At 55.7% G+C, this 18,302-nt stretch carries 18 protein-coding genes; 12 read left to right on the top strand and 6 right to left on the bottom strand.

Going from position 1 to position 18,302, the window contains the following annotated elements:
* Positions 1-9: 9 nt before the first annotated feature.
* Both manA and Electrica_RS11355 read left to right on the top strand, forming a co-directional pair.
* Positions 10-1,188: a mannose-6-phosphate isomerase gene (gene manA / locus Electrica_RS11360; protein WP_141964503.1), complete on the top strand. Its 1,179-nt coding sequence runs from the start codon at positions 10-12 to the stop codon at positions 1,186-1,188.
* A 98-nt stretch (positions 1,189-1,286) separates the two neighbouring features.
* Entirely contained in the window at positions 1,287-2,831 is a 1,545-nt protein-coding gene (locus Electrica_RS11355) for a YdgA family protein (protein ID WP_141964502.1), read from the top strand.
* A gap of 536 nt (positions 2,832-3,367) precedes the next feature.
* Here Electrica_RS11355 and Electrica_RS11350 read toward each other — a convergent pair.
* Positions 3,368-4,396, bottom strand: coding sequence for a Mal regulon transcriptional regulator MalI (locus tag Electrica_RS11350; RefSeq protein ID WP_100685089.1), 1,029 nt, complete (start codon positions 4,394-4,396; stop codon positions 3,368-3,370).
* Between the two features lie 173 nt (positions 4,397-4,569).
* On the opposite strand from Electrica_RS11350, the gene malX reads away from it, so the two are divergent.
* Together malX and Electrica_RS11340 are read left to right on the top strand one after the other, a co-directional pair.
* On the top strand, positions 4,570-6,162 hold the full coding sequence (gene malX, locus Electrica_RS11345) for a maltose/glucose-specific PTS transporter subunit IIBC (RefSeq protein ID WP_141964501.1): 1,593 nt from the start codon (positions 4,570-4,572) through the stop codon (positions 6,160-6,162).
* A 49-nt stretch (positions 6,163-6,211) separates the two neighbouring features.
* On the top strand, positions 6,212-7,384 hold the full coding sequence (locus Electrica_RS11340) for a MalY/PatB family protein (RefSeq protein WP_141964500.1): 1,173 nt from the start codon (positions 6,212-6,214) through the stop codon (positions 7,382-7,384).
* Positions 7,385-7,456: 72 nt separating this feature from the next.
* On the opposite strand, the gene Electrica_RS11335 is transcribed toward Electrica_RS11340, so the two are convergent.
* Positions 7,457-8,485 (bottom strand): CorA family divalent cation transporter, encoded by a 1,029-nt coding sequence (locus Electrica_RS11335; RefSeq protein WP_141964499.1) that lies wholly within the window; start codon positions 8,483-8,485, stop codon positions 7,457-7,459.
* A gap of 382 nt (positions 8,486-8,867) precedes the next feature.
* Here Electrica_RS11335 and ydfZ point away from each other — a divergent pair, with 382 nt between their 5' ends.
* The 3 genes from ydfZ to yedF all read left to right on the top strand — a co-directional run bounded on the left by ydfZ (position 8,868) and on the right by yedF (position 10,699).
* Entirely contained in the window at positions 8,868-9,071 is a 204-nt protein-coding gene (gene ydfZ, locus Electrica_RS11325; RefSeq protein WP_141964498.1) for a putative selenium delivery protein YdfZ, read from the top strand.
* A 186-nt stretch (positions 9,072-9,257) separates the two neighbouring features.
* Positions 9,258-10,469, top strand: coding sequence for a selenium metabolism membrane protein YedE/FdhT (gene yedE / locus Electrica_RS11320; RefSeq protein ID WP_141964497.1), 1,212 nt, complete (start codon positions 9,258-9,260; stop codon positions 10,467-10,469).
* Entirely contained in the window at positions 10,466-10,699 is a 234-nt protein-coding gene (gene yedF, locus Electrica_RS11315; protein ID WP_032687424.1) for a sulfurtransferase-like selenium metabolism protein YedF, read from the top strand. The genes yedE and yedF overlap by 4 nt, the downstream gene beginning before the upstream one ends.
* Positions 10,700-10,754: 55 nt before the next feature.
* Here yedF and metQ read toward each other — a convergent pair whose 3' ends face one another.
* The 3 genes from metQ to Electrica_RS11300 all read right to left on the bottom strand — a co-directional run bounded on the left by metQ (position 10,755) and on the right by Electrica_RS11300 (position 13,087).
* Positions 10,755-11,570 carry a methionine ABC transporter substrate-binding lipoprotein MetQ gene (gene metQ / locus Electrica_RS11310; protein WP_142255876.1) on the bottom strand — a complete coding sequence of 272 codons (816 nt, stop codon included), beginning with the start codon at positions 11,568-11,570 and terminating at the stop codon, positions 10,755-10,757.
* Between the two features lie 335 nt (positions 11,571-11,905).
* Positions 11,906-12,595 carry a hypothetical protein gene (locus tag Electrica_RS11305; RefSeq protein WP_141964496.1) on the bottom strand — a complete coding sequence of 230 codons (690 nt, stop codon included), beginning with the start codon at positions 12,593-12,595 and terminating at the stop codon, positions 11,906-11,908.
* 69 nt (positions 12,596-12,664) lie between these two features.
* A complete protein-coding gene (locus Electrica_RS11300) occupies positions 12,665-13,087 on the bottom strand; it encodes an Ivy family c-type lysozyme inhibitor (protein WP_131048015.1) in 423 nt (140 codons plus the stop codon).
* Between the two features lie 350 nt (positions 13,088-13,437).
* Here Electrica_RS11300 and add point away from each other — a divergent pair, with 350 nt between their 5' ends.
* Positions 13,438-14,439 (top strand): adenosine deaminase, encoded by a 1,002-nt coding sequence (gene add / locus Electrica_RS11295; RefSeq protein WP_141964495.1) that lies wholly within the window; start codon positions 13,438-13,440, stop codon positions 14,437-14,439.
* A 36-nt stretch (positions 14,440-14,475) separates the two neighbouring features.
* On the opposite strand, the gene Electrica_RS11290 is transcribed toward add, so the two are convergent.
* On the bottom strand, positions 14,476-15,516 hold the full coding sequence (locus Electrica_RS11290; protein ID WP_141964494.1) for an oxidoreductase: 1,041 nt from the start codon (positions 15,514-15,516) through the stop codon (positions 14,476-14,478).
* A 188-nt stretch (positions 15,517-15,704) separates the two neighbouring features.
* Between Electrica_RS11290 and blr the strand changes: the two genes are divergently transcribed.
* The 4 genes from blr (at position 15,705) to Electrica_RS11270 (ending at position 18,293) form a co-directional block, all read left to right on the top strand.
* Entirely contained in the window at positions 15,705-15,854 is a 150-nt protein-coding gene (gene blr / locus Electrica_RS11285; RefSeq protein WP_131048012.1) for a division septum protein Blr, read from the top strand.
* A gap of 126 nt (positions 15,855-15,980) precedes the next feature.
* Complete coding sequence (locus Electrica_RS11280) at positions 15,981-17,351, top strand: GH1 family beta-glucosidase (RefSeq protein ID WP_141964493.1); 1,371 nt, start codon at positions 15,981-15,983, stop codon at positions 17,349-17,351.
* 217 nt (positions 17,352-17,568) lie between these two features.
* The gene (gene ydgT, locus Electrica_RS11275) at positions 17,569-17,784 is read left to right on the top strand and encodes a transcription modulator YdgT (RefSeq protein WP_100683685.1); all 216 of its coding nucleotides are present in this window, start codon (positions 17,569-17,571) and stop codon (positions 17,782-17,784) included.
* A 68-nt stretch (positions 17,785-17,852) separates the two neighbouring features.
* On the top strand, positions 17,853-18,293 hold the full coding sequence (locus Electrica_RS11270) for a DUF2569 domain-containing protein (RefSeq protein ID WP_100683684.1): 441 nt from the start codon (positions 17,853-17,855) through the stop codon (positions 18,291-18,293).
* Positions 18,294-18,302 lie beyond the last annotated feature (9 nt).

Here is an 18,302-nt window from a genome sequence, read left to right as displayed (position 1 = left end):
GGATTGAGAATGCAAAAGCTCATTAACTCAGTACAGAACTATGCCTGGGGAAGCCACACCGCATTAACCGAACTTTATGGTATCGCTAACCCGGACAACCTGCCAATGGCGGAGCTGTGGATGGGCGCGCACCCGAAGAGCAGCTCGCAAATTCTCGACGCTGACGGTCGCCCGCACGCGCTGCGCCAGATCATTGAAGGCGACAAGTCCGCGCTGCTCGGCGACAAGGTTGCGCAGCGTTTCGGCGAACTGCCGTTCCTGTTTAAAGTGCTCTGCGCCGCCCAGCCGCTCTCTATTCAGGTGCACCCGAACAAGCAGGCCTCGGAAATTGGTTTCGCCAAAGAGAATGCTGCCGGTATTCCGCTGGACGCCGCCGAGCGTAACTATAAAGACCCGAACCACAAGCCGGAGCTGGTCTTTGCGCTGACGCCATTCCTGGCGATGAACGCGTTCCGCGAGTTTTCCGCTATCGTTGCCCTGCTGCAACCCGTCGCCAGCGCGAATCCCACGATAGGCGAGTTCCTTCGCCAGCCGGACGCGGAACACTTAAGCCAGCTGTTTGCCGGACTGCTGAATATGCAGGGCGAGGAAAAAACCCACGCGCTGAACGTACTGCGGGCAGCGCTGGATAGCGAACAAGGCGAACCGTGGCAGACCATCCGCCTGATCGCCGAATTCTATCCCGACGACAGCGGCCTGTTCTCTCCGCTGCTGCTTAACGTGGTGAAGCTGAATCCCGGCGAGGCGATGTTCCTGTTCGCGGAAACGCCGCACGCCTACCTGCAGGGCGTGGCGCTGGAGGTGATGGCCAACTCGGATAACGTGCTGCGTGCCGGCCTGACGCCGAAGTACATTGATATTCCTGAGCTGGTTGCCAACGTCAAGTTTGTCGCCAAGCCGGCAGGCGAACTGCTGACTCAGCCGGTGCAACACCAGGCGGAGCTGGATTTCCCGATTCCGGTCGATGATTTCGCCTTCTCCCTGCACGATCTCTCGGCACAGGAATCCACCCTCGACCAGCAGAGCGCGGCTATCATCTTCTGCGTAGAAGGCGAAGCGGTTCTACGTAAAGGTGAACAGCGTCTGACCCTGAAAGCCGGTGAATCGGCCTTTATTGGCTGTAACGAGTCGCCGGTACAGGTCAGCGGCAGTGGTCGTCTGGCGCGCGTCTTTAATAAGCTCAAGTAAGTTACTGAACTTTTTAGCCGCGCTTGCTAGACTTTCCCTCATCATGACAACATCACCAGGCGGCCCGATCCGCCTGGTTTTATTTATGGACAAATGCTATGAAGAAATCGCTGGTCGCAGCAGGAATTATCGTGGCGCTGGGCGTCATCTGGACAGGTGGCGCCTGGTATACAGGGAAACAGCTGGAAAACCGCCTCGCCGAAGTGGTGCAACAGGCTAATGCGCAGCTACAGAGTAGCGCGCCGGAAGCGGGCGTCGAGCTGTCATGGCAAAACTATCAGCGTGGCGTATTCAGTAGCCACCTGCAGCTGGTAGTGAAGCCGGTTGCCGGTAAAGAGAACAGTTGGCTGGCGGACGGGCAGTCACTGGTGTTTGATGAAGGGGTCGATCACGGCCCCTTCCCGCTAGCCGCGCTGAAATCCGGCCAGCTTGCCCCGGCGTTAGCGTCCATCAAAACCACGCTGGTCAATAACGATGCCAGCAAAGGGCTGTTTGATATCGCCAAAGGCGAATCACCATTTACCATCAATACCCGCATTGCCTACAGCGGCGACAGCCGGTCGGCTATCGTTCTGAAACCGCTGGACTACGCGAAAGGCGATGAGAAAGTTGCCTTCAGCGGCGGTCAGTTCCAGCTCGATGCGGATGCGCAAGGCAAAGCCGTGAGTCTGAGCGGCGAAGCGAGCAGCGGCCAGATCAACGCGCGCAATGAATACAACCAGAAAGTCCAGCTGAACTTCAATAACCTGAAAACCGACGGCGCCACCGAGATGACCGACTTCAATGAGCGTATCGGTAAGCAAAAAATCTCTCTGGATAAACTGTCGATTGGCGTTGAAGGGAAAGAGCTGGCTCTGCTGGAAGGCATGAACATCGATGGTCAGTCTTCGCTGACCGCAGACGGTAAAGGGATTAACAGCCAGTTGGATTACACCGTCAACAGCCTGAAGCTGCAAAACCAGGATATCGGCAGCGGTAAGCTGACCGTCAAGCTGGCGAATCTGGATGGTCAGGCCTGGCATCAGTTCAGCCAGCAGTACAATGCCGAAGCCCAGGCGCTGATGGCGAATCCGCAGCTGACGCAAAATCCTGAGCTGTATCAGCAGGCGCTGACGGAAACCTTCTTTAAAGCGCTGCCGATTCTGCTGAAGGGCAATCCGTCACTGACTATCGCTCCGCTGAGCTGGCGTAATGCCAAAGGGGAAAGCACCTTTAATATGTCCGTTCTGCTAAAAGATCCTGCGCAGACCACCGCTGAGCCGCAAACGCTGGCGGATGAAGTGGATCGCAGCATCAAGTCGCTCGACAGCAAGCTGGTCATTCCGGTCGATATGGCCACCGCCTTTATGACTCAGATTGCCGGCCTCGAAGGCTACCAGCCAGAAGATGCGGCGAAACTGGCAGACCAGCAGGTGAAAGGTCTGGCCGCCATGGGACAGATGTTCCGCATTACCACGATGGACGACAACGCGATTACCTCCAGTCTGCAATATGCCGAGGGTCAGGTCACCCTGAACGGGCAGAAAATGCCGCTGGACGAGTTCGCGGGAATGTTTGGCTTCACTCTGCCGGCAGCCCCTGGCGGCGAGCCGCAGGAAACCCTGCCTGAAGAAGTGGCGCCACCGGTTGCGCCGCAGCCGTAACATCACACAGGCCCGGTCAGGTACAGCCGCCACCGGGCAAGCATGCGGGAACCATAGTTAACATCTGAGCCCTTTTCGAGGGGCTCCGTTTGCCTGCTAACGCCCGGCGGCGCTTCGCTTGCGCGGGCCTACGGCAACGTGGCAACCGCTCAAATCACACAGGCCTGGTAAGACAGCCGTCACCGGGCAAGCATGCGGGAACCATAGTTAACATCTGAGCCCTTTTCGAGGGGCTCCGTTTGCCTGCTAACGCCCGGCGGCGCTTCGCTTGCGCGGGCCTACGGCAACGCGGCAACCGCTAACATCACACAGGCCCGGTCAGGTACAGCCGCCGCCGGGCAAGCATGCGGCAACCATAGTTAACATTCGAGCCCCTTTCGAGGGGCTCAGTTTGCCTGCCAGCGCCCGGCGGCGCTTCGCTTGCGCGGGCCTACGGCAACGCGGCAACCGCTAACATCACACAGGCCCGGTAAGGCGCAGCCGCCACCGGGCAAGCATGCGGCAACCATAGTTACATCCAAGCCCCTTTCGAGGGGCTATTTTCGGGTCACCAGCCGCGGGGGCATAATTTGATTTCTCGCGCTCATCGGCCCCTTTTCCAGACGGCGTAGAATACATTCTGCCAGGCTTTGACCCATCTCGCGCGCAGGCGTGGTGACCCAGGTCAACGGCACATCGTCCAGCGCGCTTTCCGGGACTTCGGCAAAGGCCGCCAGCGCCACGCGCTGTTCAAAATAGCTCTCCACGCTGTCTTCACCGCTCTGGCGTCCCGCTCGCATCAGGCCAAACCACGCGCCGGTGGCAATCACGTTGTTGTAGCACAGCACGGCGGTAATGGTCGGGTTCTGGCGCAGCAGCGAGGCCATCGCTTCGGCCGCCAGCTTTTGGCTGGATTCGCACTCCACGACCCATTCACTGTGAAACGGCAGACCGTATTTGAGCAGCGTCGCGCAGTATCCGCCCACCCGCTCCGCACGCGTCAACGAAGCGCTTTGTCCTCCAAGCCAGGCAATACGCTGGTGCCCGCGGCGGATCAGGTGCTCGGTGACTATCTGCGCGGCCTGCATATTATCCGGGCGGATAAGGTCGATATCATCGAGATAGCTGGCGCGGGAGGCAAACACCAGCGGCATGCCGACCTCCGCGGCGCGATCGCGCAGTTCGCTGCCTTTGTCGATAGCACCGGCAATAATCACCCCGTCTACGCCCTGTGAAATCAGGGTTTCAAAGCGCTGACGCATTTTTTCCCCGCCATAGCCGCCCTGGGTGAGAAAGACCATTTTGCCCTCGGACTCAAGCGCATCGGTCAGCCCGGCGGTGAGCTCGGCATAAAACGGTTTGGAGAGGTCGCTGACGATAAGACCAATCACGCCGCTCTGCCCGCCGCGCAGCGAAGCCGCCTGGCGGTTACGCACAAAACCCAGTTGCTCAATCGCCTGATTGACGCGATCGCCGGTGGCCGACGATATCCGGCCTTTGCCGCTCAGCACCAGTGACACCGTACTCACCGAGACTCCGGCCACCTGCGCAACGTCGTTAATGGTGATCTTTTTTGCGATAGCCATAACTGCAACCGTCTCCCTGTGGCGGTCGATAAAACGTTTTATCAATGAGTTACCTTTATAAACGTTATTATCGCCTGATTATGTGATTTTTATCGCACTAAAAAGTGATAAAACGTTTTATCTTGCCGTAGCGTTATACCCTACCCACCACTGAAAAATCAGGATTCGTGTTAATGACGGCAAAAACGACACCAAAAATTACCTTGTGGGAGTTTTTCCAGCAGTTAGGAAAGACGTTTATGTTGCCCGTGGCATTGCTTTCTTTTTGCGGGATCATGCTGGGGATCGGCAGCTCTTTAAGCAGCCACGATGTACTCACCCTGCTGCCATGGCTCGATATTCCGCTGCTGCAGGCCGTGTTTGTCTGGATGAGCAAAGTCGGCTCCTTCGCCTTTAGCTTCCTGCCGGTGATGTTCTGTATTGCGATTCCGCTGGGGCTGGCGCGCGAAAATAAAGGCGTGGCGGCCTTCGCCGGCTTCGTCGGCTATGCGGTCATGAACCTGGCGGTGAACTTCTGGCTCACCGCGAAAGGGATCCTGCCCACGACCGATGCCGCGGTGCTGAAAGCCAACAATATCCAGAACATCATCGGTATCCAGTCGATCGATACCGGGATCCTTGGGGCGGTGATCGCCGGGATCATTGTCTGGATGCTGCACGAGCGTTTTCATAATATCCGCCTGCCCGACGCATTGGCCTTCTTTGGCGGTACGCGTTTTGTGCCGATTATCACCACCGTGGTGCTCGGGCTGGTCGGCCTGGTTATCCCCCTCGTCTGGCCGGTCTTTGCCATGGGGATCAACGCGCTCGGCCACGTGATTAACAGCGCCGGCGACTTTGGACCGATGATCTTCGGTACCGGCGAACGTTTACTGCTGCCGTTCGGCCTGCACCATATTCTGGTGGCGCTGATTCGCTTTACCGAAGCGGGCGGGACCATGGATGTGTGCGGTCATACCGTCAGCGGCGCGCTGACTATCTTCCAGGCGCAGCTGAGCTGCCCGGAAACCCACGGCTTCTCAGAAAGCGCCACCCGCTTCCTGTCGCAGGGTAAAATGCCGGCATTCCTCGGCGGCCTGCCAGGTGCGGCGCTGGCAATGTATCACTGCGCGCGTCCGGAAAACCGTCATAAAATTAAAGGTCTGCTGATCTCCGGCGTGATCGCCTGCGTTGTCGGCGGCACCACTGAACCGCTGGAGTTCCTGTTCCTGTTCGTCGCCCCGGTTCTGTATGTTATTCACGCTCTGCTGACCGGCCTCGGCTTCACCATTATGGCGGTGCTGGGCGTCACTATCGGCAACACCGACGGGAATATCATTGACTTCGTGGTCTTTGGCATCCTGCACGGTCTGTCAACCAAATGGTATCTGGTGCCGGTGGTTGCCGCTATCTGGTTTGCGGTGTATTACGGCATCTTCCGTTTCGCCATCACCCGCTTCAACCTGAAAACGCCGGGCCGCGATATCGACACCCAGACCGCCTTTGACAAAGCCGTGGCCGGCGTCAGCGGGAAATCCGGTTACAACGTACCGGCAATTCTGGCCGCGCTCGGCGGGGCCGATAATATCGTCTCCCTCGATAACTGCATTACCCGCCTGCGTCTGTCGGTACACGACATGAGCAAAGTGGATAGCGCCGCGCTGAAAGCCAACCGCGCCATCGGCGTGGTGCAGTTGAATCAGCATAACCTGCAGGTCGTTATCGGCCCTCAGGTTCAGTCGGTGAAAGATGAAATGGCCGTCCTGATGAATACCGTCCAGGCATAAACGTCCGCCCCCTCCTGACCCGGAGGGGGCTTTGATGAAGGAAGTGTCAATGTTTGATTTTGCAACGCCTGTCGATCGCCACGGCACCTGGTGTACGCAATGGGACTATGTAGCCGATCGCTTCGGCGCCGCCGACCTGCTCCCCTTTACTATCTCCGATATGGATTTCGCCACCGCCCCCTGCATTCTTGATGCCGTCAGCAAGCGCCTGGCGCACGGCGTATTCGGCTACAGCCGCTGGAAAAACGATGAGTTTCTTGGCGCGGTCGCCCACTGGTACGCCAGCCGTTTTCACTCCCCCGTGAGTCGCGATGCGATCGTCTATGGCCCGTCGGTCATTTACATGGTGGCAGAGATGATTCGCCAGTGGTCTGACGAAGGCGACGGCGTGGTTGTCCATACGCCAGCCTACGATGCTTTTTATAACACCATCGCAGGAAACCGGCGTCGCGTTGCGCCGGTCCCGCTGAGCTATCGGGATAACCAGTGGCATTGCGATATGGCGCAGCTTGAACGCACGCTGGCGGAGCCGCGCAACACGCTGCTGCTGCTGTGCAGCCCGCATAACCCGACCGGAAAAGTGTGGCGCCGTGAGGAGCTGGAGACCATGGCGATGCTGTGCGAAAAGCACGGCGTGAAGGTCATCAGCGATGAGATTCATATGGATATGGTCTGGGGCGCACATCGTCATACGCCGTGGTGCGATGTCGCTCGCGGGCCGTGGGCGTTGTTCACTTCCGGCTCAAAAAGCTTCAATATTCCCGCGTTTACCGGCGCTTACGGCCTGATTGATGATGTCGCATCCCGCGAAGCTTATCTGACGGCGCTGAAGGGGCGCGATGGACTCTCATCGCCCTCGGTACCGGCGCTGGTCGCCCATATTGCCGCCTACCGTGAAGGCGCCCCGTGGCTTGACGCGCTTCGGGCCTATTTGCAGGACAACATGCGCTATCTTGCTCAGGCGCTCAATCAGGCCTTCCCGCAGCTGAACTGGCAACCGCCGCAGGCCACCTATCTCGCCTGGATCGATCTGCGCCCGCTCGGCGTGGACGACCGCGCGCTGCAAAAAGCGCTCATCGAGGTGCAGAAGGTCGCCATAATGCCCGGGTATACCTACGGCGAAGCCGGCGTCGGTTTTGCGCGCCTCAATGCCGGCTGCCCCCGGGAGAAGCTGGAAAGAGGCGTCAACGGATTGCTTGCCGCACTGCGCGATTTAACGTAGCTGCGCCGCGGCGTTCCGCACAGCCCCGGCGGTGTTAAACGCCGCCGGCACAGCCCGAACGGGGCCCCCGACTCACAAATCGTCCCGTCGCCGAAAGGCCAGATATCCGGCCCCAAGGGTAAATCCGCCGACCAGCAGCACCAGCAGAATAAACCCGTGATGGTTGGTCGACAGCGGGATCCCCCCGACGTTCATGCCGAAGAACCCCGCCACAATATTGATAGGTAGCGCCAGCACGGTAATGACCGTCAAGGTATATAGCGTGCGGTTGCTTTTTTCCATTTGCCGGGCGCTGATCTCTTCCTGCAGCAGGCTGATACGCTCGGTCAGCCCGGAGAGATCGTTGAGCACTACGGTAAACTCCTCGGTGAACTGGCGAAACTCCTGAACCACGGAGCGGTCGATCCACGCCGGCGGACGGTTGAGGAGTCGAAACATCGCCGCCGGTTCCGGGGCCAACAGCCGCTGAAAGCGCAGGAGCATCCGCCGCAGGCGCGCCAGGTCGGCACGGTTGCGCTGGACATGGTTGGTGAGCAACCGCTCTTCGATGTCATCGACGTGGCGACTTGCCTGGCGCACTACCTGTTCCAGCACTTCCTCCTGCTCTTCAAGCAGAAAGGCCAGCAGCGCGGTGGAAGAGGTCACGTTTAATGTCGCCAGCCGCGGCAGCATCCATTCAATAAAGCGCAGCGGTTTATAGCGCGCGGTCACCACTAGCTTCTGACTGCAGTACAGCCACAGCGTCGAGGTTTCTGCGGTGGTCTCTTTGGGATGAAAAATGACGTCGTTCAGCACGGCAAACAAATTGTCGCCCTGCCGCTCAATGCGGGTGGTATGAGAGCCGTCGCGGATCTCTTCAAAGAAAAAATCGGCAACCGGGAAATGAGTCAGCAGCCACTTCTCGGCGGTTGCGTGGTTGAGATTGAGATGCAGCCAGACGAAATCATTTTCGCCGTCCAGCTCGTGAAAGCGGGAACACACTTGCTGAGAGGTGATTTGCAGCGGCTGATGCCCTTCCCGAAAAATAAAACCGTACACCAACCCGGAGACTTCCATATCAAAATCGGGCTTTAACATCTTTCCTGTGACATCTTGACTCATATATCCCTCAGGATTTTATTGCATACTGTTCTGACCCGAATAAAGTCATCTTTCGCTATTTTTCAGAGCCTGGCAAGGTTAATGATTTGTTCATCAAACGGCAACCTGACTGAAATCTGTGTTTTATCATTTCAGCGCGGTCACCCGTAACATTTTATCCTGTCTGAGGTTGAGAGGAAGGCTCCTGATGAGCGATAACAGCAGCTCACTACGCGTTGCGCCGGGCCCTGGCCCGCGAATCGTCCGGTCAAAGATTTAGCAAAAGAACAGTAAAAAAACGGTTCTTTTTTTTATCTTTTTATTCGCTATCGGCATCGCATTTTCCGGCGTGAGCTTATTTAACGATGTGGCCCGTTCAGCGACTTGATAAGAGGAGGAAACCATGAAAACTTACGATCGTAACCGTAACGCTATCTCAACAGGCAGCAGGGTTATGGTGGCAGGAAATGGCGTGACGGGCGTCATTAAGGCTATCCACGGCGAAGGTAAAACGACGGACCAATTACGCCGCGCTGACTGCGTGGAAATAGACGGCGGCGAAGGGTTATATTGCCCAGTGAACCTTATTCGGCTGGGCTTTCATTAATTGCCTCCCGACGTAGAGTCATCGCCCTGCTGAAAAGGATAAAGGCCGCCGCGGTGACCTTTATTTTGTTGGCGGATCGATTCATTTTGATCCCATCGAGTGTTTTGTCGTTATAAGCGGCGTATTATCCCGCCTTCTTTGACCCCGCCTGGGGTGATTTACCTTCTGAGTTCAGAGGCATCTTTCATGACTTGGCAACAGTTCAAACAGGCCTACCTGATTAAGTTCTGGGCACCGGCCCCCGCGGTTATCGCCGCCGGTATTCTCTCCACCTACTATTTCGGTATTACCGGCACGTTCTGGGCCGTGACCGGGGAATTTACCCGCTGGGGCGGGCAGTTATTGCAACTTGCCGGCGTTCATACCGAGCAATGGGGTTATTTCAGGCTGATTCATCTTGAGGGAACGCCGTTAACCCGCATTGATGGCATGATGATTATCGGCATGTTTGGCGGCTGTTTCGCCGCCGCGCTGTGGGCCAACAATGTCAAACTCCGCCTGCCGCGCAGCCGGATCCGGATCATTCAGGCCGTGGCGGGCGGGATCATTGCCGGTTTCGGCGCACGCCTGGCGATGGGTTGCAACCTGGCGGCCTTTTTTACCGGTATTCCTCAGTTCTCTCTCCACGCCTGGTTTTTTGCCATCGCGACGGCTATCGGGAGCTGGTTTGGCGCGCGCTTTACGCTGCTGCCCCTGTTCCGTATTCCGGTCAGGATCCAGAAAGTATCGGCGGCCTCGCCGCTAACGCAAAAACCGGCGCAGGCGCGGCGTCGTTTTCGCGCCGGTATGCTGGTGTTCTTCGCCATGATCGCCTGGGGATTACTGACGGCTCTCGATCAGCCTAAGCTCGGGCTGGCGATGCTGTTCGGGGTGGGTTTTGGCCTGCTGATTGAGCGTGCGCAGATCTGCTTTACTTCGGCATTCCGCGATATGTGGATTACCGGACGCACCTATATGGCTAAAGCGATTATCTTCGGGATGGCGGCGAGCGCGATTGGCATTTTCAGCTATGTGCAGCTGGGCATGGAGCCCAAAATCATGTGGGCTGGCCCGAACGCGGTCATCGGCGGTCTGCTGTTTGGTTTCGGTATTGTACTGGCCGGCGGCTGCGAAACCGGCTGGATGTATCGCGCCGTTGAAGGTCAGGTCCACTACTGGTGGGTCGGGCTGGGCAACGTCATTGGTTCGACGATCCTGGCCTATTTCTGGGATGATTTGTCACCAACGCTGGCCACCAGCTGGGATAAAGTCAATCTGCTCGCCACCTTCGGGCCTTTTGGCGGCCTGCTGGTGACCTATCTGCTGTTATTCATCGCATTGATGCTGGTCATTGCCTGGGAGAAACGTTTTTTCCGCCAGAAATCCGCCGCGATGGCCAATATTAAGGAAACCGCATGAAAACTATCGTTCCCGATTATCGTCTCGATATGGTAGGCGAACCCTGCCCCTATCCGGCCGTCGCCACCCTGGAAGCGATGCCTTCGCTCAAAAAAGGGGAAATTCTCGAAGTGGTCAGCGATTGTCCGCAGTCGATTAATAACATTCCGCAGGATGCCCGCAACTACGGGTATACGGTGCTGGATATTCAACAAGACGGGCCCACTATCCGCTATCTGATCCAGAAGTAATGCCCGGCGTGCAGGCCGGTGACGTGCTCCCGCCACCGGCCTGCTGCAACCCAGATTACCAGCCTTTTACCGCGTCGCCTTTGTACAGCTCCGCTGCGGCGGCGGCAACTTCATCGCTGTGATACGCTTGCACCAGATTTTTCACCTTTGCGCTGTCCTGGTTATCGACCCGACTGGCGAAAATATTAACGTAGGGTGAATGTTTATCTTCGACAAACAGCCCGTTGCGGGTCGGTGAGAGCCCCACCTGGCTGGAAAAGGTGGTATTAATCACCGCAAGCGCAATTTGCCGATCGTCAAGTGCGCGGGTCAACTGCGGCGCCTCGATCTCGACGATTTTCAGCTTCTTCGGGTTATTCACAATATCTAACGACGTCGGCAGCAGACCGACCCCCTCTTTCAGGGTAATCAGCCCCTGTTTTTGCAACAAAAGCAGCGAACGTCCGAGGTTGGTCGGATCGTTTGGCACCGCCACCTGAGCGCCTTCAGGCAGCTCATCGATGGTGCGTATTTTCTTCGAGTAGGCGGCAATCGGATAGACGAATGTCTTGCCTACCTCAACCAGCTTATAGCCGCGCTCCTCGATCTGTTTATCCAGGTACGGTTTATGCTGGAAAGCGTTGATGTCCAGATCGCCATTATTCAGCGCTTCATTGGGCAAAACGAAATCGTTAAAGGTGACCACTTCGACATCAAGATTATACTTCTCTTTCGCCACCTTCTGCGCCACCGCCCAGACCTGCTGATCGATCCCCGCGCTGATACCGACTTTTATATGATTCGGGTCCTGCCCGGCGGGGCCACAGGCGGCAAGCAGCGCAGTGCTGGCGATAAGCAATGGAACAGCAAACTTCTTCAGCGTAAATAACATCATCCCAGAGTCCTTTTTAAAATAGCCTGCCGCTCATGGCAGGAAAAGTAGCGCCTGAGACTATAGGAAATATCATTGGCGATATTAAAGACTGATTCACTATGATTTATAGCGATTGGCTATGAGCCTGGATCATGGCAGAAGAGAGGGAGAATTTTTCTGTCGCCGGAGCGCCGATTAAATGGTTTAAGTCACTGTTTAAAAATGATAATGCCGAATATGGCATTCGTACTGGCGGCGATCAATTAGCGCCAGGTGATTCTCCTGGCAGCGCGACCAAAAATCCGATCGGCGACTATATGTTCAACATGGCGATCTGCGCGCCGGGATGGCGCCTACCTCTGGAGGTTAACAGCGTCACAGCGGGCCCAGTTATAGTTCACCCTGGCCAGTTTGAGTTCTCCGCAAACCGCACCAAAGCGAAGCGCCTGATTCTGCTGAAAGTAGCGCCGCAACAATTCAGGCAGAAAACGGGCCCTGTAGCGCAGCAGCGTACAGTGCCAGAAAGGCGCCGGAAGCGGTGTGCTGGCGTGCCTGGAAAGCAGTTCGTCTTTCCAGGGCGATAGCAGAACCTTCTGGCAAAAAGCGTGGCGCATCGCCACGGCCTCCTCGTTGGGGATCCCGGCAAGCAATAGCTGGCCAGGAAGAGCAACTAAACGCAAATCTCTGACGGTAATACGCTGGCCCTGATAGTTCGCCCACAGGGTATGTAGCCGGGCAATCTTTTCAGGAAGGGGCTCGTTTTCGGCGTACAGCGGCAGCGTCAACGGCAAAAAGGTAAAGTGAAAACATGCCTCAGGCAGCCTGTCCGCCAGCGCGTCATCGCGCACCAACTCGCGGAGTTCACGGAAAAGTTGTTGGATTTGCGACGGCATCGTAGGCTGTATGCCCGTCGCAAGCGCCAGTTTTGTTGGGTCATAGTCCGGCGTATCGCGAATGCTACCGATCCCTTTGTTTTCTCGCCAGACCGCCAGAGTTTTGTCGTTCGTTGATTGATACACACAGTCCAGGGGAATCACTTTCATCTTAAATTGTCGTCAGGCAAGGGATGGCAACAAAAGCCGTCCGGAGACGGCTTAAATGATGTGCCATGCTCAGTTTGAGACATCACCATGCAACCGCGCGAATAAAATATTTCGCATCACATCAGAACCTGTCGGGTCAAGGTTCAACCAGGTGAGTTTTTGTTGCTCAGATGCAAGATCATATTCAGAAAAAACGCCGTGAATATCACCTTTATCCAAAGAATAAAGGACGGCTATTGATTGCGCCGGGCAGTTGTGCGGTTTACAGCCGGATAAGGCAAGGTATTTGCGCCCGGCGATGGTTATTTCATTTGCCGGGGTGCTCGTTCCCCCCTCTTTAACCCAGGATGGAAGGCTGTGTTTAGCAATAAGGCTCTTATAGGCCCGTCCTGTTTCCTTGCCTTGTACAAAATCAAAAAGGTAAGGATTGCCTTCCGCGCTGACCGTAAAAGATAACAGGGACAAAGCAGCAATCATTAGTTTCTTTTTCATGTCGTTTCCCTCATTCCATTAAAGAGCAGAGAAATTTTATCTTTTTCTTGCTGCTTTGTCAGGCTCTGGAGAGATGCCCTGCCAGTCCCGCCAGACTTATGCATGCAGGCCTTGTCAGCCGGGGCTACCCCGTCCTTCATTATCTCGCAAAAGGGGATGAAAACGCGAAAATAGTCTATGCGTTTATTCTAAATGGATAGTGAAAAAGACCGGAAGGCGCTCGCTCTGCGGTATAAAAAATGACGCGAATGCTGCCAGATGTTTGTATTGACTGGATTTTTCAATACCTTCAAATAGTTACAGGCATGTTGTATAATGACGTGCACTTTAACTAAAAAATGAGTGCGACCATGATTGATTTAACTTTGCCATTAACCGACATTCACCGCCACCTTGACGGCAATATCCGTGCCCAAACCATTCTCGATCTTGGCCGCCAGTTCAATATCCCCCTTCCTGCCACTTCGCTCGACGCGCTGATCCCGCATGTACAGGTCACCAGTAATGAACCCGATCTGGTCAGCTTCCTCGCTAAACTGGACTGGGGGGTAAAAGTTCTCGCCTCGCTGGAAGCCTGTCGCCGCGTGGCTTATGAAAACGTCGAGGATGCAGCGCGCAATGGTCTGCATTACGTTGAACTGCGTTTTTCGCCGCGTTATATGGCAATGACCCACCAGCTACCGGTCGACGGCGTGGTTGAGGCGGTGATTGCCGGGGTGCGTGAAGGCAGCCGCGATTTTAACGTCGAAACGCGCCTGATCGGCATTTTGAGCCGCACGTTTGGCGAAGCGGCCTGCCAGCAGGAACTGGACGCGCTGCTTGCCCACCGCGACGGGATTACCGCGCTGGATCTGGCGGGTGATGAGCTCGGCTTCCCGGGCAATCTGTTTATGCAACATTTTACGCGCGCGCGCGATGCCGGCTGGCGTATTACCGTGCACGCTGGCGAAGCGGCCGGTGCACAGAGCATCTGGCAGGCTATCCGGGAGCTGGGAGCTGAGCGTATCGGCCATGGCGTAAAAGCGGTTCAGGATCCGGCACTGATGGATTACCTTGCGCAGCAGCGGATCGGCATTGAGTCCTGCCTGACCTCCAATATCCAGACCAGCACCGTAGCATCGCTGGCTGAACATCCGCTCAAAACGTTCCTTGAACACGGTGTTCTGGCATCCATTAATACTGACGACCCGGCGGTACAAGGTATCGACATCATTCACGAATATACCGTTGCCGCACCGGCAGCCGGCCTGAGTCGCGAACAGATTCGCCAGGCGCAAATCAATGGCCTCGAACTCGCGTTTCTCAGCAATCAGGAAAAAGCGGCGCTGATTCAGCGCGTTCAGCAGGCCTGACCCTCAGCCCGGCGGCCTTGCTACCGGGCAAAGGCTTTAGATAAGACTCAAGGTCGCGCGATGTTTCGCCGACTCCAGACCGAGTTCAATCAACTCCATAATCTGAATCGCCTGGCTGGCAGGCACTGGATTTTCGCCGCTGCCGTTCAGGGTGTCGCGAATGGCAGCATAGTAAGCCGGGTAGTTACCCGGTACAGTCAGCCAGTTTTCCGTCGCGCGCGCGTCCCCTTCAACCCGCGTCAGCACTCCGTCACGCATATCGTATCCCCAGTCTTCCTGCGGCAAGCGCTCGCCATTCTTCAGCCGCTCCTCCTGCGGATCCAGTCCATATTTGACATAGCTTGCCCGGGAACCGTGGACGATATATCGCGCGGTTTCTGCCGCCGCCAGCAGCGTACCGTGTAGCACCACCCGGCGCAGGGGGTAAGTCAGCACGGCATGAAAATAGTCGGTAGCCTGCGCGCCAGGACGCAACTGCGCCAGATCAACGGTAATACTGACCGGCAGGCCAAACAAATTGACGGCCTGATCAAGAAGATGCGGCCCCAGATCGTACCAGATTCCGCTTCCCGGACCGCCCTGTTCGCGCCAGCGGTGACGAACCTCCGGACGATAGCGATCGAAGTGCGATTCAAAGTAGCACACCTCGCCCAGCAGCCCTTCGTTAATCAGCGATTTAAGCGTCAGAAAGTCGCTATCCCAGCGGCGGTTATGAAATACGGAAAGCAGTCTGCCGCAGCGCCGGGCAGCGGCCTCCAGCCTTCTGGCCTGTGACAGTGTCACGGTAAAAGGTTTATCCACCACAACATGTTTGCCCGCTTCCAGCGCCGCTTTCGCCAGCGGGAAATGGCTATCATTTGGCGTCGCAATGACGATCAAATCAATATCAGGGTTGCTCAGTAAGCCCGTGGGATCGGCGACCACGCTCACCATGGGCCAGTCGACCTGCACTTTTCTTTCATCGCTACTGGAGACCGCGACCAGCGTCATTCCCGGTGTACCGCTGATTAACGGCGCATGGAACGTTTTACTCGCATACCCGTAGCCAATCATTCCTACCCGGATAGTGTCACTCATCTTGCAGCCCTCTCATTCAACAATCTCTGCCCTTTGCTAACTATAAACCTCAATTAATTTATTAGCTTTTCTAATGCTTATCAGCGGTCATCTTGACGACAATCGTTACAATACTATTCTGCTATCCCTTGCTTTACTCTCACCATTTAGTAACATTTACCTCTGTTTTAACTTTCAATTTCAGGATTATGGCAAACGTTTTTAACAGAATTGTAGAACTTATCGGCTGGGTAGTATTCGGCGTTTCAGCCCTGCTTTTGGTTATCGCTCATCACATTGATAACTACCAGTCTCCGCCTTCAGAGAATGTTGTACAAACGGCCAGCCTGCCCCATTAGCCCGTCAGCCTCTGCTGACGCTAAACAGTGACCCACTTCGCAAGTGTGCAACCGGTTTCAGAAACCGGTTGCACACTTGCGAACGCATTCACTACACTCTCTTTATCATTCGATAAGGAGTTTTTCATGGCCGCATTTCCGCAACATTTTCTTTGGGGCGCCGCCACCGCAGCCTATCAGGTTGAAGGCGGTCACGATGCCGACGGCAAAGGCCCGTCAATCTGGGATATTTACGCCCACCAGCCCGGTGCAACATTCGAAAACACCCATGGTGACGTCGCCGTCGATCACTATCATCGTTTTCGCGAAGATGTTGCCCTGATGGCCGAAATGGGCCTGCAAAGCTACCGCTTCTCAATCTCCTGGCCCCGGCTGTTGCCCCAGGGGCGTGGCGACATTAACGAAGCAGGCATTCAGTTTTATAGCGATTTGATCGACGCGCTGCTGGCCCACAATATCGAGCCGATGATTACGCTCTATCACTGGGATCTGCCGCAGGCGTTACAGGATGAAGGGGGCTGGGAAGCGCGAAGCACCGCCGAGGCGTTCGCCGACTATGCCCGCCTGTGTTACGAGCGCTACGGTTCCCGGGTGAAGCTATGGGCAACCTTCAATGAAACCATCGTGTTTATCGGACACGGTTATATTAATGGCTGCCATCCGCCGGCGGTGCGCGATCCGGCGCGCGCCATCCAGGCCTGCCACCACGTCTTTATTGCTCACGCGATGGCGGTTAAACAGTTTCGTGAAAGTGGTATTCATGGCGAGATTGGTTTCGTCAACGTATTGCAGCCGCATACACCGCTCACCGACAGCCCCGAAGATCGAGCGGCCACCGACATGGCGGACGCCATTCACACGCACTGGCTGTACGATCCGGTGTTAAAAGGCCATTATCCGCAGTCGCTTTTGCAGCAGGCCCAGGCGCTGTGGGGTGTCCCGCAGTTTGCGCCCGGTGATGACGCGCTGCTGCGTGACAACCGCTGCGATTTTATTGGCCTTAACTATTATCGCCGCGAAACCGTCTCCGCCCGCCCTCAGGAGGGACTCAGCGCCGGCGAACCGGGCGTCAAAGGTCTGTTTTATTTCGTGCGTAACCCGCAGAGCACCTATACCGAATGGGGCTGGGAGATTTGGCCGCAGGGGTTAACCGACGGCATTATGATGATCAAAGAACGCTACGGCGATATTCCTGTTTACATCACCGAAAATGGTCTGGGTGCCAAAGATCCGATTATTGATGGCGAAATCGTCGACGATCCGCGCATCGACTATCTTAGCAGCCATATTAATGCCGTGGAAAAAGCCATCGAGGCTGGCGCCGATGTCCGCGGTTATTATCCCTGGTCCTTTATTGACCTCCTGAGCTGGCTGAACGGCTACCAAAAACAATATGGTTTTGTGTATGTCGATCATCAGCAAGGGCTCGCCCGTAAACGTAAAAAGAGTTTTTTTTGGTATCAAAACGTTATTGCCAGCCGAGGCAAACAGCGTTAATCTTCTCTCCCAGGCGCCGCCCGGCGCCTGACTTAGCGATAGAATATTCCTAAATATCTTTTGACTACCCCAGGAACGAAATCAGTTCTTGTCTTTAGTATTTACAACCTAAATAATTTCATCAGGCCCGTTAAGAAGGCACTGTTTGTTGAAAGCTGGTTTACTAACAGTTGGTAATATTCGACTTGTTTATTCCGATTATAAAATGGAAACGCAAATGACCGTCCAGGACTACTTATTAAAATTTCGTAAAATCAGTTCGCTTGAAAGTCTTGAAAAACTTTTTGACCATCTTAACTATTCTCTGACCGACACAGCAGAAATCGTCAACATGTATCGCGCCGCCGACCACCGTCGGGCAGAACTGGTTTCCGGCGGCAAATTGTTCGATATCGGCCAGGTGCCGAAGTCCGTCTGGCGTTACGTGCAATAAACACTGTTCTCAACCATGCCAGTTGCTTATACTCCCGCTCTTCATCTTGATTGAATCCGGGAGAAATCATGTCTTCTCACTCTGCAGAACGTATCGGCGGGTGGCTGCTGGCACCGCTGGCATGGCTACTGGTTGCACTACTGAGCACGTCGTTGTCGCTGTTGATATTCGCTAATGCGCTGATGGCCTCCCGGACCTACGCCCTGCTGGCGGAGATGAGCACAGGGCACCTCCTGCTTTGGGTGGGGTCGTTGCTGTTTGCCCTCGCCATGTGGTACTACACCCTGTGGCTGACTATTGCTTTTTTCAAACGGCGGAGCATCGTAGCGAAGCACTATATTATCTGGCTACTCATCTCTCTGCTGCTGGCGATAAAGGCCTTTGCTTTTTCACCGATTTCAGACGCGATGGCCCTGCGTCAACTGCTGTTTCCGCTGCTCGCCGCGGCGCTGTTCGTCCCCTATTTCAAACGTTCCGCACGGGTTAAGCGAACCTTCGTGAATTCGTAATAACCCCAC

This window comes from Klebsiella electrica (genome assembly GCF_006711645.1).
Lineage (GTDB): Bacteria > Pseudomonadota > Gammaproteobacteria > Enterobacterales > Enterobacteriaceae > Klebsiella > Klebsiella electrica.
The sequence above is the reverse complement of the archived record's forward strand: the minus strand, read 5'-3'. Positions and strand labels throughout refer to the sequence as shown.